This is a genomic window from Brevundimonas sp. NIBR10 (assembly GCF_027912515.1).
GTDB lineage: Bacteria > Pseudomonadota > Alphaproteobacteria > Caulobacterales > Caulobacteraceae > Brevundimonas.
Genome location: NZ_CP115464.1, coordinates 3,809,197 through 3,829,680, shown reverse-complemented (window position 1 = coordinate 3,829,680; position 20,484 = coordinate 3,809,197). Strand labels below are relative to the sequence as shown.

The window sequence follows — 20,484 nt, the reverse complement described above, 5'->3', positions numbered from 1 at the left end:
TTAGTCGCCGATGGCCACGGAGCCCGACAGGGCACTGGCAGAGGTCGCCGTGGCGGCCGGGGGGGCGGTGGTTACGGGCGCTGCGTTTGCGGTCGGGGTGCGGGTGATCCGGCCGGGGTTGGCCTTCACCTTCTGGCCCGGTTGCTGGACGCGCGAGCCGCCGTTGATGATGACCCGGTCCTGGGCCGTGATACCCGAGCGGATGACCCGCAGCCCGTCCACAAGCGGGCCCAGCACGACCGGGCGGGGCGTGACCGTGCCGTCGGCGGCGACGACCGAGACCGTGCGCTGGTCGGCGCCCGCGCTGATCGCCGCATCGGGCACCAGCAGGGCGTCATAGGCACCGGCCCCGGCGACCCGGACCTGTCCGAACATCCCGGGCTTCAGGAAGCCGTCGGCGTTCTGGATCACCGCTCGCAGGCGGATCGAGCCCGAGGAGGAATCGATGGCGTTGTCGGTGAAGTCCAGCGTGCCGGCGTGGCCGAACTCGCTCTCGTCCTGAAGGCGGACGCGGACGGGAGCCGAGGCACCGCCACGGGTCTGGCGCTGATATTTGAGCAGGGTCGCTTCGGAGCCGTCGAAGACGAAATAGATCGGCGAGGACGAGACGATGGTGGTCAGGATGTCCCCGGCCGACGATCCGCCGCCGATCAGATTGCCAGGATCGATGCGGCGGTCCGAGACGCGGCCCGACACCGGGGCGGTGACGCGGGTGAACTCGACGTCCAACTGACGCGCGCGGACATTGGCCCGGGCGGCTGCGACATTGGCCTCGGCGGTGCGCAGGGCCGCGCGATTGGTATCGACCTCGGCCTGGGACACGGCCTGGGAGGTCAGCAGACCCTCGGACCGGGTCAGGTTGGTGCGGGCCAGGGCGACCTGGGCATTGGCCTGGGCCAGTTGAGCCTGGGCCGAGGCGAACTGGGCCTGGGCCGGGCGGGGGTCGAGGGTGAACAGCAACTGGCCGCGACGGACGAAGTCGCCGTCACGGAAATGCACGGCCTGAACATAGCCGCCCACGCGGGCACGGACGTCCACGCTCTGGGTCGCCTCAAACCGGCCGGTGAAGTCGTCCCAGTCGACGATGCGTTCACTCAGGGGGTTGGCCACGGTGACGGGCGCGGGCGGGGGCGGACCCGCCGCCTCGGTCTTGGCACAGCCGTATAGGGCGGCCGCCAGCATGGCGGACACAGCGACGATCTTCAGTCTGCGCATCCGCGGACTCCTGGCAGGATTGGGCATGTAGGCGGCGACCGAGGCGCGGATCGGGGAGGAGGCGACCTCAGGTCAACACCTGATGACTTATCTAATGTCTGTCTGCGAAACACTTGTCAACAGGCGATGACATGTCCATAACCCCTGTGGGGCATGTGAGGACATCACATTGGGTTTCGATATTTGCAGCAGGCCGCGAAATGCGGCCACGACTCGCGCCGCCATTCTGGAGGCTGCGAACGCGCGTTTTCTGGCCGAGAGCTACGACCAGGTCGGGATGCGCGACATCGCGCGTGACGTCGGTGTCGATCCGGCACTGATATCGCGCTATTTCGGATCGAAGGAAGAGCTGTTCTCGTCAGTCATCGAGAACTGCGGTGATGCTTCGGCCCTGATGGCCGGCGACCGCGCCACCTTCGGCGAGCGGGTGGCCCACGACGTGATCTATGGCCCGCGCAAGGAGTTCAAGCTGCGCTGGCTGTTGCTGATGCTGCGTTCGATCGCCTCGCCCAAGGCGCAGGATGTGATCCAGCGACAGTCCGAGTGCAACTTCATGACCCCCTTCACCCAGTGGGTCGGAGGCGAGGACGCCGAGATCAAGGCGCGCCTTACGGCCGGTCTCATCATGGGGCTGACGGTCAGTCGCGACATTTCCGGCGGGTTCAACCTAACGCCCGACCAGTGCGATCGCCTGCACCGTCGCCTCGCGGCGACGCTTCAGGACTTCATCGACAACTGAGCGCGCGCGCCGATCCGCCTCCGGACATTACGTCGCTGTAATCCTGACCCGCCTTGCGTTGCAGCATGCGATCCCCGAAGGTCGCGCCGGCTGTTTTTCGAGTGACGGGGTAGGGTATGCGTCTGGCTGTCTTGGCGACGATGTTCGCATTCGCTGCGGTTCTGGCCGCTCCGGCCCTGGCCCAGGTCAGCGTCGGCCCGGTCGATCAGTCCAAGGGCACGTTCGAGGACAAGTTCCGCCAGTTCGAGGGCGAAGACTGGCCGACCCCCACAGACTATCGCAACGCCTCGGGCGCGCCCGGTCATCGCTACTGGCAGCAGCAGGTCGACTATTCGATCGACGTAGCGCTGGACGAGCCGGGCCGGACCCTGACCGGCAAGCAGGTGGTCACCTATACAAACAATTCGCCCGACGCCCTGGGCTATCTCTGGATGCTGCTGGACCAGCAGAACTATCGCCGCAACTCCCTGGCCGAACGGACCCGGACCTATACGGCGGCGACCGAGGTCAGCGTCAACGAGGTGCTGCGCGTCCAGCGGATGCAGGACTGGGAAGGCGGCTTCAACGACCTGAAGATCACCGGCCCGGACGGCGCGGACGTGCCGTTCACGATCGTGGACTCCATGCTGCGGCTGGAACTGCCGACGCCGCTGAAGACCGGCGAGACCTACAGCTTCACCCTGGATTTCACCCTGCCCATGCCCGAGACGAACGTCGTTGGCGGACGCAGCGGCTATGAGTGTTTCACCAAGGCGGGCGAGGACGGCAACTGCATCTTCCTGGCGGCCCAATGGTTCCCCCGACTGGCGGTCTATTCCGACTATGAGGGCTGGCATAACGCCCAGTTCCTGGGCTCGGGCGAGTTCACGCTCGAGTTCGGCGACTATGATGTCCGCATCACCGTGCCGACGGATCACCAGGTCTCTTCGACGGGCGCACTCCAGAACCCCGAGATCCTGACGGCGGCGCAGCGCCAGCGTCTGGACCAGGCGCGGACCGCCGACGAGCCCGTCTATATCGTGACGGCCGCAGAGGCCGCGGCGGCGGAGGCGGCCCCGGCCCGGTCGGGGACGCGGACCTGGCACTTCAAGGCCGACGACGTGCGCGACTTCGCCTTCGCGTCCAGCCGCAAATTCATCTGGGACGCAGTGGGTGTCGAGCAGGACAATCCCGCCCAACCCGTCGTCATGGCCATGTCCTTCTATCCGAAGGAGGCCCGCCCGCTGTGGGACGCCTATTCGACCAAGGCGATCGCCCACACGATCGACGTCTACAACCAGTTCTCGATTCCCTACCCCTATCCCACGGCCCAGTCGGTCAACGGCCCCGTCGGCGGGATGGAATATCCGATGATCACCTTCAACGGCCCGCGTCCGGTCAGGGATGACAACGGCCGCCTGACCTATACCGAGCGCGCCAAGAACGGCCTGATCGGCGTCGTCATCCATGAGGTGGGCCACATCTATTTCCCGATGGTCATCAATTCCGACGAACGTCAGTGGACCTGGATGGACGAGGGGCTGAACAGCTTCCTGCAATACATCGCGCAGAAGCTCTGGGATCCGAACTTCCCGTCGCGAGGCGAACCGCGCGACATCGTCGAATACATGGTCAGCCAGGATCAGGTGCCGATCATGACCCAGTCGGATTCGGTGCTCCAGTTCGGCAACAACGCCTATGGCAAGCCGGCGACGGCCCTTGTCGTGCTGCGCGAGACCGTCCTGGGGCGCGAGCTGTTCGACCGGGCCTTCCGTGAATATTCCCAGCGCTGGGCCTTCAAGCGGCCGACGCCCTATGACTTCTTCCGCACGATGGAAGAGAGCTCGGGCGTCGATCTGGACTGGTTCTGGCGCGGCTGGTTCTATTCGACCGACCATGTCGACATCTCGCTGGAGAACGTGGTCAGGGCCCAGCTGCAATCGACCGATCCGGACGTCCGCGCCCGTCTCGCCCGCGAACGTTTCGCCCAGGCTCCGACGCCAACGACCGTCACCAACAACGCCGGGATCGAGACGGTGATCGAGCGTGATCCGGCCGTGCGCGACTTCTACAACTCGACCGACCAGTTCACCGTCACCGCCCAGGCGCGTCGGGACCAGGCCTCGGCCGACAAGAAGGCCGACGAGGATCGCCGGCGGGCCCAAGGCTTTACCGACAACATCTATCGCTTCACCTTCCGCAATGTCGGCGGCGTGGTCATGCCGGTCATCGTCAAGATGACCTGGGACGACGGCACGACCGAAACGGTGCGGGTCGCCGCTGAGGTCTGGCGCCGCAACAGCCAGTCGGTGATCTGGCAGTATGTGTCGAACAAGACCCTGGTCTCGGCCGAACTGGATCCCCTGTGGGAGACCGCCGACGCCGTGCGGGTGAACAACTATTTCCCGCGCCGGATCGACGAACAGACCTTCACCCTCGGTGCCCCGCCGCCGCCCGCGCCGAACCGCATGCGCGACTCGGACGTCGAGGTCAGCCCTGACTCGACGGCCGTGCGTGATGCGCCGAGACCGGCGGCGCGTCCATGATGCGGCTGGCGACAGCGCTGGCCGCCACGTTTCTGGTCCTGGCCAGCCCCGCCGCTGCACATCGCGGCAACTCGGGACTGACGGTGGTGGAGATCGATCCGGCCACAGGTGTCGTTGCGGTCACGCACCGATTCTATGCCCACGACGTCGAGCCCGCGCTGACCGTGCTGGCTCCGAACGAACAGCCCTCGCTGGATGACCCCGAGGCCCTGGCCGCGCTCCAGGCCCATCTGGGCGAGCGTTTCCGGATCGACGTCGATGGCGTGACCGTCGCCCTGCATCTGACAGGCGAGACCCTGGCCGGCGACAACGTCCGCATCGACTTCGCCGGTGAGCGTGCGGCGGGCCCGGTGAGCGAGGTGCGCGTCGATCAGGACTTCTTCTCCGATGTCCATGACGACATGGAGATGCAGGTCAACGTCCGGGTGGGCGATGTGACCCGCACCGTCCTGTTCCGACCCGGCACCCAGGCCCAGGTCATGCGCTTCGATCGCTGAAGGCGGCGAAGATGCCTCGAAACCCGGTCTGGCTGAAAGATTGTTCCGCCCGGTTGGATCAGGCCCGATCCGCATTGCGCCGAGAGCGACATTTTCGGTGAGTTCATGCGGTGATTGGCTCCGATACCGGGCTGGTGTGGAATATTATTCCATAACCTTCTTGTGCGGGGGCTCCGATTAAGGCTATATGCCGGGGAAATCAGGAGCGGGCCGTGACCCAAACCCATCGCCAGTACCCCGGACGCCGGGCGGCCCAGGCCGCTGCGGTCGCTCGTGCAGACACCCGGATCGTCGGGGCCACTACCCTTATTCTCAGCGTACTCCTTGTGCTGCTCTCCGGAGCGGTGTGGACGCAGCTGACCTGAACCCAAGTCAAATCAGGATCATACGCCCACACCCGCTCCCGCAAGGAAGCGGGTTTTTTCTTACCCAGGTCGGCCACGCGCCGATCGATACGGATACCAGACCTCCAGTGACCACCGAAGCGTCTTCACCCGCCGACCCCAAGACCGCGCTGAACGGCAATCGCCGCAGTGCGGTCGTGACCCAGGGCCCCAACCGCGCCGCCGCGCGGTCCTATCTGCGCGCCGCCGGCATGACGGACGCCGATTTCGACAAGCCGATGATCGCCATCGTCAACACCTGGTCGACCATCACCCCCTGCAACATGCACCTGGACCGGCTGGCCAATGACGTGCGAGCCGGCATCGTCGCGGCGGGCGGATGGCCGGTCGATTTCAACACGGTCATGGTCACAGACGGCATCTCCATGGGGACGCCGGGCATGAAGGCCTCGTTGATCTCCAGAGAGGTCATCGCCGATTCGATCGAGCTGGCGGTCGAGGGCCATCAGCTGGACGGCGTCCTCTGCATCGTCGGCTGCGACAAGACCATTCCGGCCGCCGCCATGGCTCTGGCCCGAATGGATATCCCCGGCCTGGTCTATTACGGCGGCACCATCATGCCGGGCGTCCTGCCCGCGATCGACGGCACCACCAAGGAGGTCTCGGTCCAGGAGGTGTTCGAGGCCATCGGCGCCCACGGCGCGGGCAAGCTGGACGATGCGGGGCTGAAGACGGTCGAGAGCGCCGTCTGCCCCGGTGCCGGCGCCTGTGGCGGTCAGTTCACGGCCAACACCATGGCCATGGCCCTGTCGGTCATGGGCATCTCGCCGATGGGCGCCAATGACGTTCCGGCCGTCGATCCGGCCAAGGGTGCCGAGGGTGAACGTTGTGGCCGCCTGATCGTCGAGCGTGTCTTCGCCGGCGACAACGCCCGCAAATACATCACCCGTGCCTCGCTGAAGAACGCCGCCGTCGCGGTCTCGGCCTCGGGCGGATCGACCAATGCCGTCATGCACCTGACCGCCATCGCGGCCGAGGCGGGCGTCGATTTCGGCGTCGAGGACTGCCACCAGGCCTGCGTCGAGGCCCCGGTCATCTGTGACCTGAAGCCCGGCGGCCGGTTTCTGGCCTCGCACCTGTATGCCTCGGGTGGCACGCGTCTGGTCACTCAGCGACTGGCCGAAGCCGGCAAGATCACGGACGCCCCCACCGTCACCGGCCGCAGCCTGTTCGCCGAGGCTGCCGAGGCCGAGGAAGCGCCGGGCCAGATCGTCGTCACCACGATGGACGCCCCGGTCATGGAGCGCGGCTCCTATGCCGTCATCTATGGCGACGTCGCCCCCGAAGGCGCGGTCATCAAGCTGACGGGTCACAAGGTCGATGTCTTCGAGGGCCCGGCCTGCGTCTTCGATTCGGAAGAAGACGCCTTCCATGCCGTCCAGGACGGCTCGGTCGGCGAGGGGGACGTCATCATCATCCGCTACGAAGGCCCCAAGGGCGGGCCCGGCATGCGCGAGATGTTGCAGGTCACGGCCGCGCTGAAGGGCAGGGGGATCAACAACGTCGCCCTGCTGACCGACGGCCGGTTCTCGGGGGCCAGCTACGGCTTCGTCGCCGGGCACGTTTCCCCTGAGGCCGCAGTCGGCGGACCCATCGCCCTAGTCCGCGATGGCGACCGCATCCGTATCGACGTCACCAACCGCCGCATCGACGTCGACGTCGATCTGGCCACCCGCCGTGCGGGTTTCAGTCCCCGCGCCATGGCCCCCGTCCACGGCGTCTTCGCCAAATACCGCGCCAGCGTCGCCTCGGCCTCGCAGGGCGCCGTCACCATTCCCAACCCGCCGCCGGCTCAAGTTCCGGCCGCAGCCAAAGCCCACCAGGAAGCCTGAGCCATGAAAATCTACACCAACGACGACATCCGTCCCGGCGTCATCGCCGGCCAGAAGATCGCCATCATCGGCTATGGCTCGCAGGGCCGCGCCCACGCCCAGAACCTGAAGGATAGCGGCCACGACGTCATCGTCGGCGTCCGCGAGGGCGGCAAGGGCTGGAAGAACGCCAAGGCCGACGGCCTGGCCACCGCCGAGCCCGCCGATGCGGTCAAGGACGCCGACATCATCGCCATCCTGACCCCCGACATGGCCCAGGCCGAGGTCTACAAGACCCAGATCGAACCGTTCGCCAAGAAGGGCTCGGCCCTGTTGTTCGCTCACGGATTCTCGATCATCTACGGCCGCGTCACGCCGCGCGAGGACATGGACGTGATCCTGGTCGCGCCCAAGGGGCCGGGCGATCTGGTCCGTCGCGAGTATCAGAAGGGCGCCGGCGTCCCCTCGCTGTTCGCCATCGAGAAGGACGTCACCGGCAAGGCCCGCGACCGCGCCATGGGCTATGCCAAGGGCAACGGCGGCGCGACCGGTGGCCTGCTGGAAACCACCTTCCGCGAAGAGACCGAGACCGATCTGTTCGGCGAACAGGCCGTCCTGTGCGGCGGCGCCAAGGAACTGGTCATGGGCGGATTCAACACCCTGGTCGAGGCCGGTTACCAGCCCGAGATCGCCTATTTCGAATGCCTGCACGAGCTGAAGCTGATCGTCGATCTGTTCTACGAGGGCGGCATCACCAAGATGAACGAGTTCATCTCCGAGACCGCCAAGTGGGGCTCGGTCAAGTCGGGCCCTCGCGTCATCAATGACGAGACCCTGGCCCGGATGAAGCAGATCCTGACCGAGATCCAGGACGGCACCTTCGCCCGCGAATGGATCGCCGAAAACGACGCCGGCAAGCCGAACTACGACGCCCTGGTCGCCGAGGACAACGCCCAGAAGATCGAGGTCGTCGGGGCTTCCCTGCGCGAACGCATGGCCTGGCTGCACGCCCCCAAGACGGCCGAAGCCGCCTGATACCGGATCGATAGAGCAAGCTGATGAGCGCCGCCGCCGCCACCTTCAAACCCGCAGTCGAGACCGCCCCCCAGTCGGGTGCGCGCCTCGTCGTCTCCACCCTGGAGAAGCTGGGGGTAGAGGTGCTGTTCGGATATCCCGGCGGCGCCATCATGCCGATCTACGACGCCCTGGCCGGGTCGTCGCTTCGCCACTACCTGTGCCGCCACGAACAGGGCGCGGCCTTTGCCGCCGATTCCTACGCGCGGGTGTCGGGCAAGGTCGGGGTCTGTATGGCGACGTCGGGGCCTGGGGCGACCAACCTGGTCACCGGTATCGCCAACGCCATGCTGGATTCCATTCCCATGGTCTGCATCACCGGCAATGTCGCGCAGGGCGTCATGGGCATGGACGCCTTCCAGGAGGTCGACATCCTGGGCGTCACCCTGCCGATCGTGAAACATTCCTATCTGGTCCGCAGCGCCGCCGACATTCCGGCGGTGATCGAGGAGGCCTTCCACATCGCCCGCTCGGGCCGTCCGGGGCCGGTCCTGATCGACCTGCCCAAGGACGTCCAGTTCGAGATGACCGACGCGCCGCGCGGCATCCATCTGTCGAACGCGATCGACGTCGCTGACGCGGCCGTCATCGATGACGCCGCCGCCGCCATCCGCGCGGCGAAGAAGCCGGTTCTGTACATCGGCGGCGGGGTGAAGATCTCGGGTGCCGTCCAGGCCGTTCGCGACTTTGCCGCCATGACCGGCATCCCCCAGGTCTCGACCCTGAACGCCCTGGGCACCATCCCGACAGGCCAGGACAATTTCCTGGGTATGCTGGGCATGCACGGCACCCGCTGCGCCAACGAGGCGGTTCAGGAAAGTGACCTGCTGATCGTCATCGGCGCCCGTTTCGACGACCGCGCCACCGGCAAGCTGATCGAGTTCGCGCCCCACGCCGGGGTCGTCCATTTCGACATCGACCCGTCCGAGATCGGCAAGCTGCGCAAGGTCGCGGTCGGCGTCACCGGCGACGTGAAGCCGAATATCGAGGCCCTGAACGCGCGCCTGTCCAGCGGCCCGGCGATCGAGGTCTCCGAATGGGCCGACAAGTGGCGAGCCAAGGCGATCGCATGCGCCTTCGACTACAATGCCCCCGGCGAAGGCGTCTTCGCGCCCCAGTTGCTGAACGAACTGTCCCAGAAGGCCGGCCCCAGCTTCATCGCCGCCTGCGACGTCGGCCAGCACCAGATGTGGGTCGCGCAATACTGCGAGTTCTCGCGGCCCCAGGCGCACATCACCTCGGGCGGTCTGGGCTCGATGGGTTTCGGCCTGCCCGCCGGGATCGGCGCCAAACTGGCCGAGCCGGACGCCTGTGTCGTCACCATCACCGGTGACGGCGGGGTGATGATGAACATTCAGGAGCTGGCGACCGTCAACCGGTTCAAGATCCCGCTGAAGATCATCATCCTCGACAACTCTCGCCTGGGCATGGTGCGCCAGTGGCAGGAGTTCTTCTTCGAGCGGAATTTCTCCGAGGTCGATCTGTCCGACAACCCCGACTTCGTGAAGGTCGCCGAAGCCTTCGGCATCCCGGCCTTCCGCGTCGATGCGCGCGATCAGGTCTCGGCCGGGATCGACCGGCTGCTGGCCACCGAGGGACCGATCCTGATGCACGTCATCATCGATCCGAACGACAACGTCTGGCCGCTGGTGCCGCCGGGCAAGAACAACGCCGAAATGCTGGAGGGCGCACGATGACCGACACCGTTCACATCCTGATCGACCGGGCCGACGGCGCCCTTCAACGCCTGATCGGACTGGTGGAGCGTCGCGGCTTTCACATCGACGCCATGACCATGGCACCCGAGGGCTCGGCCCTGGCCGTCGCCCTGACCGTGCGCGGCCGCGACGTCGGTCGCTCGATCGACAATCTGGGCCTGCAGATCGACCGTCTGGTCGGCGCGCGGAGAATCTCCAACGACGCCACCTTTCGCTCCGAGGCGGCCTGATCTCGATGAGCGTGCCGAAGACTCTGTATGAGAAGGTATGGGACCGGCATCTGGTCGTGCCTGAGACCGAAGCCACGCCGGGCGTCCTCTATATCGACCTGCATCTGGTCCACGAGGTCACCAGCCCCCAGGCGTTCAGCGAGATCGAGAGCCGGGGCCTGAAGGTCCGCCGGCCCGATCGCACCTTCGCGACCCTGGACCACTCGACCCCGACCCTGCCGGCCGTCGATGGCGTCCGCCCCTATGTCACCGACGAGGCGCGCGATCAGGTCTCGCGGCTGGAACAGAATTGCGCCCGCCACGGCGTCGAACTGGCCGGTTGGGATTCCGATGCGCGCGGCGTCGTCCATGTCATGGGCCCGGAGCAGGGGCTGACGCAGCCGGGCATGACCGTGGTCTGTGGTGACAGCCATACCGCGACCCACGGTGCCTTCGGCGCCTTGGCCTTCGGCATCGGCACGTCGGAAGTCGGCCATGTCCTGGCCACCCAATGCCTGTTGCAGCGGAAATCGAAGACCCTTCGAGTGACCGTCGATGGCGAGCTTCAGCCCGGTGTGTCGGGCAAGGACGTGGCGCTGGCGGTGATCGCGGCCCTGGGCTTTGGCGGCGGCACGGGCTTTGTCATCGAATATGCGGGCAGCGCCGTGACCGGTTTAGACATGGAAGGGCGGATGACCCTGTGCAACATGTCGATCGAGGCGGGCGCGCGAGCGGGCATGATAGCTCCTGACCAGAAGACCATCGACTGGCTGCGCGGCCGTGCCAAGGTTCCGCAAGGCGCGGCCTATGACGCCGCCGCCGCCGAGTGGCTGGCTCTGGCCGGCGATCCGGGCGCGACCTACGATCATGAGATCGTGCTGGACGGCGGAGCTATCCGCCCCATGGCCACCTGGGGCACGACGCCGGACGCCGGCGCGCCGATCGGGTCGAAGGTCCCGGAACCCCAGTCCGACAGCGACCGAAAGGCCATCGCCTATATGGGCTTCGAGGCCGGCCAGACGACGACGACGCAACCCGTGGACGTCGTCTTCATCGGCTCCTGCACCAACGGTCGCCTGCCCGACCTGCGCGCGGCCGCCGATGTCCTGCGCGGCCGCAAGGTCAAGCCGGGCGTGCGGATGCTGGTGGTGCCGGGCTCGGAGGCCGTGCGCCGCGACGCCGAGGCCGAGGGGCTCCACACAGTCTTCACCGACGCCGGGGCCGAATGGCGCATCCCCGGATGTTCGATGTGCATCGCCATGAACGGCGACGACGTGGGGCCGGGCCAGCTGGCCGTCTCCACCTCCAACCGCAATTTCGAAGGCCGTCAGGGCAAGGGCGCGCGCACCATCCTGGCTAGCCCAGCCACAGCAGCGGCCTCGGCCATCGCCGGCGTGCTGACCGATCCGCGGGTCTATCTGTCGGAGCTGGTCAATGCCTGAACCCATCAAGGTCCTGACCTCCCGCACCCTGGTCCTGACCCAGGCCAACATCGACACCGACCAGATCATTCCTGCGCGGTTCCTGACCACGACCGAGACGACCGGCCTGGGGGCCAAGGCCTTCTACGACTGGCGCTATGAGACCGACGGCACGGCGCGGCCGGAAGCCGTTCTCAACCGGATCGATCCGACAGAGCACCGCATCCTGGTCGCCGGGGACAATTTCGGCTGCGGCTCGTCACGCGAGCATGCGCCCTGGGCCCTGTACGACTATGGCTTCCGGGCGGTGATCTCGACCGGGATCGCCGACATCTTCACCTCCAACGCGCTCAAGAACGGCCTCTTGCCGATCGTGGTTGACCAGGCGACCTGGGACGATCTGGTCGCCCATCCCGAACAGCCGGTGACCGTCGATCTGGAAGCCAACGAGGTGCGGCGCGGCAACCATCCGCCCGTCGCGTTTGCCGTCGAGGCCTTTGCCCGCCAGTGTCTTCTGGACGGGGTCGATACCCTGGGCTGGCTGTCGAAACACACACCCGCCATTGAAGCCTTCGAGCGCTCTCACGAGCCTCAAATCGTAACGGAACCCGCGTGATGCCCAACCGCAAGACCTTCAAGATCGTCCTGCTGCCCGGCGACGGCGTGGGCCCTGAAGTGACCGCCTCGGCCAAGGCGGTGCTGGAGCTGATCGGCGATTTCTATGATCACGATTTCCGGTTCTCCGAACACCTGATCGGCGGGGCCGGCATCGATGCGGCGCAGAATCCCCTTCCTCAGGAGACCATCGACGCCTGCCTGGCTTCGGACGGCGTGCTGCTGGGCGCCGTGGGCGGCCCGAAGTGGGACGGCCAGGCCCAACGACCCGAACAGGGGCTGCTGGCGATCCGCAAGGCCATGGGATTGTTCGCCAATCTGCGGCCGCTTCAGGTCTCGCCGGTCATGGCGCACCGCTCGCCGCTGAAGAAGGAGATCGTCGAAGGCGTCGATCTGATCGTCTTCCGCGAACTGACCGGCGGCGTCTATTTCGGCGAAAAGGGCAGGAAGGACGACGGCTCCGCCTACGACGTCTGTTCCTATTCGATCGAGGAGATTGAGCGCGTCACCCGTGCCGCCTTCAAGATCGCAGAGCAACGCCGCGGCAAGGTCACCTCGGTCGACAAGGCCAACGTCATGGAGACCAGCCGCCTGTGGCGCGAGGTCGTGACCCGGATCCACGCCGAGGAATTTCCCGGGGTCGAGCTGAAGCACGCCCTGGTCGATTCCATGGCCATGCACCTGATCCAGCGCCCGCGCGACTATGACGTCATCCTGACCGAGAATATGTTCGGCGACATCCTGTCGGACGAGATTTCGGTGCTGGGTGGGTCGATCGGCCTCTTGCCCTCCGCGTCGCTGGGGACCAGCGGGCCCGGCCTGTTCGAGCCTATCCACGGCTCGGCGCCGGACATCGCCGGACAGGATCTGGCCAACCCGGTCGGCACCATCCTGTCGGCCGCGATGCTCTTGCGCCACAGCCTCGGGCTGGAGGACGAGGCCGATTCCATCGAGGCCGCCGTGGCCGCTGTCCTGGCAGCCGGTGCCGTCACAGCGGACCTGGGTGGAGAGCTGGGGACCCGCGGCGCCACCGACGCGATCCTGGACGCGATCCGGGCCATCCACTGGGCGGCCTCACACAGGGTTCAGATGCACTGGGGTTGAGGTTTGCGGCGCACACTTATGAACAAGGTATGAATCTGCGCCTTGGTCACAATCGGCGGCAATATTATTCAGGTCTGGCGTGCTAAAATAAGACGCCTGCACGAAAGTTGCGCAGCGTACGGCAAAGCCTCTTGCATCCTTGCAACGCCGTGTGATTGTTTCGCATCTGCGAGATTGTCATAGGGGCTGCAACACACATGGCTAAGATCTGGAATCGAGTACCGGGCGTCCTTGCCCTGCTTCTACTCACGGCGGCGCTGTTCTATGCGGGCGGTGCCTTCGCTCAGGACGCTGCTGCGCCCGCGCCGACGCTGCTGGCCCACCAGGTTCCGTTGGAACTGGACACGGCGGCGTCGTCCTGGATCCTGACTTCCACCGCTCTGGTCCTGCTGATGACCCTGCCGGGTCTGGCCCTGTTCTACGGCGGCATGGTGCGTCGCAAGAACGTGATCGCCACCATCACCCAGTCGGTCGGCGTCTCCGCCGTCGTCACCCTGGCCTGGTTCGCCATCGGCTACAGCCTGTCATTCGGGACCGGCCAGGCCATGTTCGGCTTCCCGGCCGAGGCGGTGAACTCTGTGATCGGTTCTACACAGGCCGCCTTCCTGAACGGTGTGACCATCGAGACGGCGCACAGCCTGGCCAAGGGCCTGCCTGAGTTCCTCTGGATTTCCTATCAGCTGACCTTCGCGATCATCACGCCCGCCCTGGTCACCGGAGCCTTCGCCGAACGCCTGAAATATTCTGGCCTGCTGCTGTTCACGGCGCTGTGGTCCATCCTGGTCTACGCTCCCATCGCCCACTGGGTCTGGGGTGGCGGCTTCCTCGGCGCGGCCGGGGTGCTGGACTTCGCCGGCGGCGCGGTCGTTCACGTCAACTCGGGTGTGGCCGGTCTGGTCTGCGCCCTGTTCCTTGGGCCGCGTAAGGGTTACGGCACCGAGCCGATCAACCCGCACAACCCGGTCCTGACCATGATCGGCGCCTCGCTGCTGCTGGTGGGCTGGATCGGCTTCAACGCCGGCTCGGCGTGGACGGCGGACGGCATCGCTTCGGTCGCCCTGCTCAACACCCTGCTGGCCGCCATGGCCGCGGCCCTGACCTGGAAGCTGATCGAGGTCATCGAGAAGAAGAAGGCTTCGCTGATCGGCATGCTCTCGGGCCTCGTCGCCGGTCTGGTTGCCATTACCCCGGCCGCCGGCTTCGTCGATCCCAAGGGCGCGGTCATCATCGGCGCCATCGCCGGACCGGTCTGCTACATCTCTTCGGTGTGGATCAAGAAACTGCTGCGCTACGACGACAGCCTGGACGCCTTCGGCATCCACGGTGCCGGCGGTCTGCTCGGAGCCTTGCTGACCGGCGTGTTCGCCACCGCCACGGTGAATGGTCTTTCGGAAGGTGCCAACATCGGCACCCAGGCCATCGGCCTGGCCTGGACCATCGCTTGGAGCGCCGTCGGTACCCTGGTCATCCTGATCATCTGCAAGTTCACGACCGGACTGCGGGTTTCGGAAGCTCAGGAAGCCGAAGGTCTCGACACTGTCCTGCACGGTGAGTCACTCGACCACTGACGACACGGGCCGGGTGCGAGGCTCAACTCGCATCCGGCCGCATCTCTCTAGCCGGCGGTTCTGGCTCTCTCCCGAGCCGTCGGATCACATGCCAACGACCACCAAGGTCATCGAAGGGGATATCAAGATGAAGCTTCTCTCCACCTGCGCGGCCGCCGCCGCACTCGCCCTGCTGGCCTCGGCCGGCGCCGCCTCGGCCCAGGACGTTTCGGTCACCGCCAACGTCGCGGTGGCCTCGGACTATGTGTTCCGCGGCATCAGCCAGACCGACGAAGGCGCCGCCGTCCAGGGTGGTGTCGATCTGACCGTCGGCAGCTTCTACGCCGGTGTCTGGGCGTCCAACGTCGACTTCCTCGACAACACCGACGCCGAGATCGACGTCTACGGCGGTTATCGTGGCGAGGCCGCCGGCTTTGCCTATGACGTCGGCGTGGTGACCTACCTCTACGCTCCCGGCGCCAACCAGGACTATGACTACGTCGAACTGAAGGCCGCCGCCTCGCGCGCCGTCGGCCCCGCCACCTTCGGTGCCGCCGTCTACTTCTCGCCCGACTTCTTCGGTCTGGACGACGAGGCAACCTACCTCGAGTTCAACGCCGCCTATGCGGTGCCGCAGGTTTCGGGCCTGACCCTGACCAGCGCGGTCGGCAAGCAGTGGCTCTCGACAACGGACGACTATGTCACCTGGAACGTCGGCGGCACCTATGCCTTCGCCGGCACGCCCCTGGCCCTGGACGTCCGCTATCACGACAATGACTATGACCTGTCGGCCGCTCCGATCACCGACGGCCGTATCGTCGCGACCCTGAAAGCCGTCTTCTAGGCCTATCCTCCCAGGCCTGAACTTCGACGCCGCCCGTGGTGTGAGACACGGGCGGCGTCTTTGTGTCTGGAGACCCGTTCGAGCTGGTAATCAGCCGCCGTAGCCGCGTCCGCCGCCACCGAAGCCGCCTCGCGAGACGACGGTGGTGCGGCTCTGGGCCCGGGCGGGGGCTTGCCGCGCCACATCGACGTCGTTGCGATTGGCGACCGTGCGCCCGGTGCGATAGTCCCGGCTCAGATAACCGCCGCCGTAGCCGTTGGAAAAGCTGCCGTTCCGGTCACGATACAGCGGCCCGCCCCCGCGATAGCCGCCGCCGTTCAGCAGCTGGCCGATGATGAAGCCGGTCGCCAGCGGTCCGAAGAAGCTTCCACCGCCGGTGTTGTTCAGCGGGCGACACTGGTCGGGCCCCCACTGGCCTTCGCATTCGGCTTGAGAGGCGTAACGCGGTGCCTTCTCCTTGGCCTGCTGGTCCGCGACGTTATAGGCCGTGGCACATTCGGCGTCGGTGACGTCGTTGGCGGCGCGGCATTCCTCCAGCGAGGTATAGGCCAGGGCCGGATCCGCCGCAGGCACCGGGGCCGCGACCTGCGGCGCACCACAGGCCGCCAGCGAGAAGCTGGCTGTGGCCATCAAACCCGTCACGTGCAGGGTCTTGGACCGCATCATCCGACGCATGTTTCGCGACCCGGCCTCGGGGCGGGGATCGGAGGCGGGCAGGGGCTTGTTCGTGTCTGTCATGGCGATCAGGCCGTCATGCAGGCGGCATTGAGCAGGCCGACGCAGATCGAGATCGACGCCAGATAGACGCTCGCCGCGACCTCACCGGCCTCGATCCGAGTGGTCAGGTTGCGGAAGGCCAGCCGGCTCATGGTCACGAAGACCAGGATCTGGATCACGCCCGCCAGCAGGGCCCAGGCCGCGAACTCCAGCAAACTGACCGTGTGCGAAAGCGCCGAGGCCAGAGGCAGGACATAGCCGATCAGGGCCCCGCCCAGCGAAATGGCGGCGGCCGTATTGCCGGCCCGGATCAGGTCGCGTTCATGATAGGGCGTGACCCATTGATAGATCAGCTTGAAGGCCACGGTGAAGACACCCGCCGCCGCAAAGGCGAGGACGAAGGCCGCGGCCCCGTTGGTGAATGCAAACCAGTCGAACATTGAAGTCTAGCCTCCTCAGGCGCGGAACTCGGCCATCTCCAGCGGGATGCCGACCATGGTTTCGTGGGTGATGTCGCCGGGCCGACCGTCGGCCCCTTGCGGCTGCATCTCCAGGGCCAGCATCAACTCGCGCCCGTCCGGAAGGTCGCGGGCATAGAGCATGCAGGTCTGGAAAATCTTCGAATAGGGGGTGGTCGATGTCCGGTCGTCCCAGATCGTCTCCCACAGATCGACCGGGGCCTGAACCGCGTCGCTTTCGGAGAACCAGAAGCGCGGATAGTCGGGCAGTTCCTCGGCCGCGCCCTGGAACACCGGTGCCGACAGCCGATCGCGCCAGACCCGCCGCTCCCGCTCGCCCGGCGGATAGGCCGAGGTCCAGGGGATGAAGAGGGTGAAGTCATAGTTCTCCTGGCCGGCGGCGTCGTCGCTCATGGCCTGAAGCATCACATGGTCGTCGGTATAGAAGCGGTGGACGTGCTGGCCGCCCTCCAGCTCCAGATGGCCCTGGGCCGTGATGTCGAGCACGTCGCGATCCAGGGTGAACCGGGTCGTGTCCCCCAGCCTGCGCCAGGCCAGCGGATCCAGCGACACCGTCCGCCCGACGGTGATGTTGCGCACCGTGGCCAGCCGATTGGCGGGTTCGTCGGCAGGCTTTGACCCGAACAGACGCTTGAACATGATCGTTCTCTAGCCTCGAACCGCGCGGGCGGCGAGCCTGAGATCATCACGAACCTGTATCGGCCGGGGCATAGGCTGAAAATCCACCCGGCCGACCCTCTTGTCAAGCGTTCATGTTACGCGTTACATGTAACAGATGACGAGCGCGCTCGACAGTTCATCGCCGGCCGGTTCGGATCGCATCCGGGCCTGGCGAAAGGCACGCCGTGAGGCGGGCATGGTCAAGCTGGAACTTTGGGTGCCCCAGGCGACGCGCGACGATGTTCGCGCTGCCGTCCGCGCCATCGTCACCGACTCGACGCGTTCGCCGGCCCTTGTGCAACGCCGCCGCTCGCCCACCTCAAACGCCATCACCCCTGGAGCTGACCATCAAATGGACGCCGTGATCGAAACCGCCTGGACCGTGCCCGCCATCAAGGCGGCGCTGGATGAGTCCTCACTGGTCCGCGAGGGCGAACTGACCCTGCGCGTGGTCGAGGGCGCGGACCCCGTGCTGCTCGCCACCATGCATGAATACGGCGACTTGCCGATCTACCTCAGCGTCGGCGGGGCCCAGATCGTCTGTTCCGTCCTGCTCTGGCCCGTTTCGGAACAGAAGGACGCCGCCCGGTTCAACGAGTTCCTGCTGAAGGCCCAGCGCGTCGTGCCCCTGTCCAACTTCGCCATCACCAGCGTGTCGGACGAGGACGTCTATGAGTTGATGGGCGAACTGTCGTGCAAGACGACGCTTCAGACCATATTGATCGAATTGCGCACCCTGGCCGAGAATGCGATCGACGCCACGTCGCTTCGCGAAACCTTCGACGCCGCCTGATCCGGAGAGATAGAAATGTCCATGCTCGCCAAACTCTCCGCCCTGTTCCGCGGCACCGCCCATGAGGCCGGTCAGTCGGTGGTCGATGCCAATGCGCTGAAGATCCTGGATCAGGAAATCCGCGACGCCGACAATGCGCAAGGCAAGGCCCGCGACGACCTCGCCGGCCTGGTCGCGCGCCGCCGCATGGCCGAGAACGAACTCAAGAGCTTCGGCGAGCAGATCGCCAAGTACGAAAGCTCGGCCCGCGCCGCCGTCGCCCAGGGCAAGATCGATCTGGCCCGCGAGGTCGCCGGACGCATCGCCGAGCTCGAGACCGAGATCGGCACCCGCGGTCCCCAGATCGAGGGCATGAAGGAGGCCGAGGCCCGGCTTCGCACCGCCATCTCTTCGACCGACCAGAAGATCGAAACGCTCCGGCGCGAGATCGACATCGTCAAGGTCAATGAGTCGGTGCAGCGCGCCCAGACCTCCGTCGCCCTGCAATCGGCCGGCGCCCACTCGCGCATCGGCTCCGCCGCCGACAGCCTGCAACGCATCAAGCAGCGCCAGGCCGTGCAGGAAGAGAAGCTCAAGGCCGGCCAGGAGCTCGAGGACCGCCGCACCGGTGCCGACCTCGACCACAAGCTGAAGGAGGCCGGCATCCTGCCCGGCCATTCCTCGGCCGACGACGTGCTGGCGCGGCTGACGCAGTCGCCTGTCACAGTGGTGACCCCGCAGATCGGGACCAGCGTCCCGGCGGACAAGGATCCGGCTTAATCCTTTCCTCCCCGTTCGCCGCTTGGCGAACGGGGAGGGGGACCGCGAAGCGGTGGAGGGGCTCTGCCCGCAGGCGCGATACCGAGTGTGGGGCCGGCAGCCCCTCCGTCTCGCTGCAAGCGCGGCGATCCACCTCCCCATCGGCTTCGCCGTCGGGGAGGAGAAAGTGGACCATGCAACGCATCAAACTTGACCCCCGTCCTGGCTGGCAGGACAAGGCCGAGGCCGTCGGCTTCACCTGGCATCACGACTCCGGCCAGACCTACTGGGACGAAGCCGCCGCCTATGAATTCTCCCTGGCCGAGATCGAGGACGGCATCGAGGCCCCGACCGCCGAGCTCCACGCCATGTGCCTCGACCTCGTCGACGAGGCGGTAAAGTCCGAGCGGCTGATGACCCAGCTCGATATCCCCGAAGCCATGCGCGACTATGTCGCCGACAGCTGGAAGCGAAACGATCCCAGCCTCTACGGCCGGTTCGACTTCGCCTATGACGGCACGGGGCCGGCCAAACTGTACGAGTACAACGCCGACACGCCCACGTCCGTCTATGAAACAGCCGTGTTCCAGTGGCTGTGGCTCGAGGATCAGATCGCGGCGGGGATGCTGCCGCAGGGCGCCGACCAGTTCAACAGCCTGCACGAAAAGCTGGTCGAGCGATTCCGCGCGATTTTCCCCGATGGAGGCTTCGTCCACTTCAGTTCTGACCCCGATTTCGTCGAGGACCGCCAGACGGTGCGGTTCCTGGAGGACTGCGCCAACCAGGCCGGTCTGGAGCCCCAGTTCGTCGCGATCGGCGACATCGGGCTGAACGCCGACGGCCGCTTCGTCGACCACGAGAATTTCCTGATCGGGGCGATGTTCAAACTGTACCCTTGGGAACAGATGCTGCGCGACGACTACGCCAAGCCGTTGCCGGACGCCGAGGTGACGGTGCTGGAGCCGGCGTGGAAATCGATCCTGTCCAACAAGGGGATGCTGCCGCTTCTGTGGGAACGGCATGCGGGCCATCCCAACCTGCTGGAGACCTATTTCGAGAGCGACCCGGCGCACACGACGCTGGGCACATCGTATGTGCGCAAGCCCCTGTTCTCGCGCGAGGGGGCCAATGTCGAACTGGTCAAGGACGGGCGGAAATCGTCGGTGCTGGACGGCGGCTACGGCGACGGGGCCTGGATTCGTCAGGCCCTGCATGCGCCGCCGAAGTTCGACAACCGCTATGTGATCGTCGGCTCCTGGGTCGTCGGAAACGAGCCGGCGGGCATCGGTCTGCGCGAGGACCGGGGCCGGATCACGCGCAACACCTCGCGCTTCCTGCCGCATTACATCCGCGACTGAACCTCGCGCGTAGCGA

Annotated in this window: 20 protein-coding genes; 16 read left to right on the top strand and 4 right to left on the bottom strand. The window is 66.2% G+C overall.

Annotated features, from left to right (window positions below; translation table 11 throughout):
* Positions 1-1,215: an efflux RND transporter periplasmic adaptor subunit gene (locus tag O5K39_RS18705; RefSeq protein ID WP_271145107.1), complete on the bottom strand. Its 1,215-nt coding sequence runs from the start codon at positions 1,213-1,215 to the stop codon at positions 1-3.
* Between the two features lie 169 nt (positions 1,216-1,384).
* On the opposite strand from O5K39_RS18705, the gene O5K39_RS18700 reads away from it, so the two are divergent.
* From O5K39_RS18700 to O5K39_RS18640, 13 genes are all read left to right on the top strand, one after another.
* Positions 1,385-1,954: a TetR/AcrR family transcriptional regulator gene (locus O5K39_RS18700; RefSeq protein WP_271145106.1), complete on the top strand. Its 570-nt coding sequence runs from the start codon at positions 1,385-1,387 to the stop codon at positions 1,952-1,954.
* A 116-nt stretch (positions 1,955-2,070) separates the two neighbouring features.
* On the top strand, positions 2,071-4,479 hold the full coding sequence (locus O5K39_RS18695; RefSeq protein WP_271145105.1) for a M1 family metallopeptidase: 2,409 nt from the start codon (positions 2,071-2,073) through the stop codon (positions 4,477-4,479).
* A complete protein-coding gene (locus O5K39_RS18690) occupies positions 4,476-4,976 on the top strand; it encodes a DUF6702 family protein (RefSeq protein WP_271145104.1) in 501 nt (166 codons plus the stop codon). The genes O5K39_RS18695 and O5K39_RS18690 overlap by 4 nt, the downstream gene beginning before the upstream one ends.
* Before the next feature lie 212 nt (positions 4,977-5,188).
* The gene (locus O5K39_RS18685; protein ID WP_271145103.1) at positions 5,189-5,341 is read left to right on the top strand and encodes a hypothetical protein; all 153 of its coding nucleotides are present in this window, start codon (positions 5,189-5,191) and stop codon (positions 5,339-5,341) included.
* A 107-nt stretch (positions 5,342-5,448) separates the two neighbouring features.
* The gene (locus O5K39_RS18680; protein WP_271145102.1) at positions 5,449-7,212 is read left to right on the top strand and encodes a dihydroxy-acid dehydratase; all 1,764 of its coding nucleotides are present in this window, start codon (positions 5,449-5,451) and stop codon (positions 7,210-7,212) included.
* 3 nt (positions 7,213-7,215) lie between these two features.
* Positions 7,216-8,226, top strand: coding sequence for a ketol-acid reductoisomerase (gene ilvC / locus O5K39_RS18675; protein WP_271145101.1), 1,011 nt, complete (start codon positions 7,216-7,218; stop codon positions 8,224-8,226).
* A gap of 23 nt (positions 8,227-8,249) precedes the next feature.
* Entirely contained in the window at positions 8,250-9,962 is a 1,713-nt protein-coding gene (gene ilvG, locus O5K39_RS18670; RefSeq protein ID WP_271145100.1) for an acetolactate synthase 2 catalytic subunit, read from the top strand.
* Positions 9,959-10,213, top strand: a complete 255-nt coding sequence (locus tag O5K39_RS18665; protein WP_271145099.1) for an ACT domain-containing protein — start codon at positions 9,959-9,961, stop codon at positions 10,211-10,213. Before ilvG ends, O5K39_RS18665 begins: the two co-directional genes overlap by 4 nt.
* A 5-nt stretch (positions 10,214-10,218) precedes the next feature.
* Complete coding sequence (gene leuC / locus O5K39_RS18660; RefSeq protein WP_271145098.1) at positions 10,219-11,634, top strand: 3-isopropylmalate dehydratase large subunit; 1,416 nt, start codon at positions 10,219-10,221, stop codon at positions 11,632-11,634.
* Positions 11,627-12,229 (top strand): 3-isopropylmalate dehydratase small subunit, encoded by a 603-nt coding sequence (leuD, locus tag O5K39_RS18655; RefSeq protein ID WP_271145097.1) that lies wholly within the window; start codon positions 11,627-11,629, stop codon positions 12,227-12,229. Before leuC ends, leuD begins: the two co-directional genes overlap by 8 nt.
* Entirely contained in the window at positions 12,229-13,332 is a 1,104-nt protein-coding gene (gene leuB, locus O5K39_RS18650; protein ID WP_271145096.1) for a 3-isopropylmalate dehydrogenase, read from the top strand. Before leuD ends, leuB begins: the two co-directional genes overlap by 1 nt.
* 197 nt (positions 13,333-13,529) lie before the next feature.
* Positions 13,530-14,900 carry an ammonium transporter gene (locus tag O5K39_RS18645; RefSeq protein ID WP_271145095.1) on the top strand — a complete coding sequence of 457 codons (1,371 nt, stop codon included), beginning with the start codon at positions 13,530-13,532 and terminating at the stop codon, positions 14,898-14,900.
* Between the two features lie 127 nt (positions 14,901-15,027).
* Positions 15,028-15,723 (top strand): TorF family putative porin, encoded by a 696-nt coding sequence (locus O5K39_RS18640; RefSeq protein WP_271145094.1) that lies wholly within the window; start codon positions 15,028-15,030, stop codon positions 15,721-15,723.
* Positions 15,724-15,813: 90 nt separating this feature from the next.
* Here O5K39_RS18640 and O5K39_RS18635 read toward each other — a convergent pair whose 3' ends face one another.
* The 3 genes from O5K39_RS18635 to O5K39_RS18625 are packed head-to-tail and all read right to left on the bottom strand — an operon-like array spanning position 15,814 to position 17,558.
* Entirely contained in the window at positions 15,814-16,461 is a 648-nt protein-coding gene (locus tag O5K39_RS18635; RefSeq protein WP_271145093.1) for a DUF1190 domain-containing protein, read from the bottom strand.
* 5 nt (positions 16,462-16,466) lie between these two features.
* On the bottom strand, positions 16,467-16,880 hold the full coding sequence (locus O5K39_RS18630) for a DUF350 domain-containing protein (RefSeq protein ID WP_271145092.1): 414 nt from the start codon (positions 16,878-16,880) through the stop codon (positions 16,467-16,469).
* A 15-nt stretch (positions 16,881-16,895) separates the two neighbouring features.
* Positions 16,896-17,558, bottom strand: a complete 663-nt coding sequence (locus tag O5K39_RS18625) for a YjfK family protein (protein WP_271145091.1) — start codon at positions 17,556-17,558, stop codon at positions 16,896-16,898.
* 136 nt (positions 17,559-17,694) lie between these two features.
* On the opposite strand from O5K39_RS18625, the gene O5K39_RS18620 reads away from it, so the two are divergent.
* The 3 genes from O5K39_RS18620 to O5K39_RS18610 all read left to right on the top strand — a co-directional run bounded on the left by O5K39_RS18620 (position 17,695) and on the right by O5K39_RS18610 (position 20,468).
* A complete protein-coding gene (locus tag O5K39_RS18620) occupies positions 17,695-18,372 on the top strand; it encodes a YjfI family protein (protein WP_271145090.1) in 678 nt (225 codons plus the stop codon).
* 15 nt (positions 18,373-18,387) lie between these two features.
* On the top strand, positions 18,388-19,131 hold the full coding sequence (locus tag O5K39_RS18615) for a PspA/IM30 family protein (RefSeq protein WP_271145089.1): 744 nt from the start codon (positions 18,388-18,390) through the stop codon (positions 19,129-19,131).
* 173 nt (positions 19,132-19,304) lie between these two features.
* On the top strand, positions 19,305-20,468 hold the full coding sequence (locus O5K39_RS18610) for a glutathionylspermidine synthase family protein (RefSeq protein WP_271145088.1): 1,164 nt from the start codon (positions 19,305-19,307) through the stop codon (positions 20,466-20,468).
* The last annotated feature ends 16 nt before the right edge of the window (positions 20,469-20,484 follow it).

Coding starts and splice junctions, on each gene's coding strand:
- O5K39_RS18705 (WP_271145107.1), bottom strand. CDS start 1,215: ATGCGCAGACTGAAGATCGTCGCTGTGTCCGCCATGCTGGCGGCCGCC.
- O5K39_RS18695 (WP_271145105.1), top strand. CDS start 2,071: ATGCGTCTGGCTGTCTTGGCGACGATGTTCGCATTCGCTGCGGTTCTG.
- O5K39_RS18690 (WP_271145104.1), top strand. CDS start 4,476: ATGATGCGGCTGGCGACAGCGCTGGCCGCCACGTTTCTGGTCCTGGCC.
- ilvC (WP_271145101.1), top strand. CDS start 7,216: ATGAAAATCTACACCAACGACGACATCCGTCCCGGCGTCATCGCCGGC.
- ilvG (WP_271145100.1), top strand. CDS start 8,250: ATGAGCGCCGCCGCCGCCACCTTCAAACCCGCAGTCGAGACCGCCCCC.
- O5K39_RS18665 (WP_271145099.1), top strand. CDS start 9,959: ATGACCGACACCGTTCACATCCTGATCGACCGGGCCGACGGCGCCCTT.
- leuC (WP_271145098.1), top strand. CDS start 10,219: ATGAGCGTGCCGAAGACTCTGTATGAGAAGGTATGGGACCGGCATCTG.
- leuD (WP_271145097.1), top strand. CDS start 11,627: ATGCCTGAACCCATCAAGGTCCTGACCTCCCGCACCCTGGTCCTGACC.
- leuB (WP_271145096.1), top strand. CDS start 12,229: ATGCCCAACCGCAAGACCTTCAAGATCGTCCTGCTGCCCGGCGACGGC.
- O5K39_RS18645 (WP_271145095.1), top strand. CDS start 13,530: ATGGCTAAGATCTGGAATCGAGTACCGGGCGTCCTTGCCCTGCTTCTA.
- O5K39_RS18640 (WP_271145094.1), top strand. CDS start 15,028: ATGAAGCTTCTCTCCACCTGCGCGGCCGCCGCCGCACTCGCCCTGCTG.
- O5K39_RS18635 (WP_271145093.1), bottom strand. CDS start 16,461: ATGACAGACACGAACAAGCCCCTGCCCGCCTCCGATCCCCGCCCCGAG.
- O5K39_RS18630 (WP_271145092.1), bottom strand. CDS start 16,880: ATGTTCGACTGGTTTGCATTCACCAACGGGGCCGCGGCCTTCGTCCTC.
- O5K39_RS18625 (WP_271145091.1), bottom strand. CDS start 17,558: ATGTTCAAGCGTCTGTTCGGGTCAAAGCCTGCCGACGAACCCGCCAAT.
- O5K39_RS18620 (WP_271145090.1), top strand. CDS start 17,695: ATGACGAGCGCGCTCGACAGTTCATCGCCGGCCGGTTCGGATCGCATC.
- O5K39_RS18615 (WP_271145089.1), top strand. CDS start 18,388: ATGTCCATGCTCGCCAAACTCTCCGCCCTGTTCCGCGGCACCGCCCAT.
- O5K39_RS18610 (WP_271145088.1), top strand. CDS start 19,305: ATGCAACGCATCAAACTTGACCCCCGTCCTGGCTGGCAGGACAAGGCC.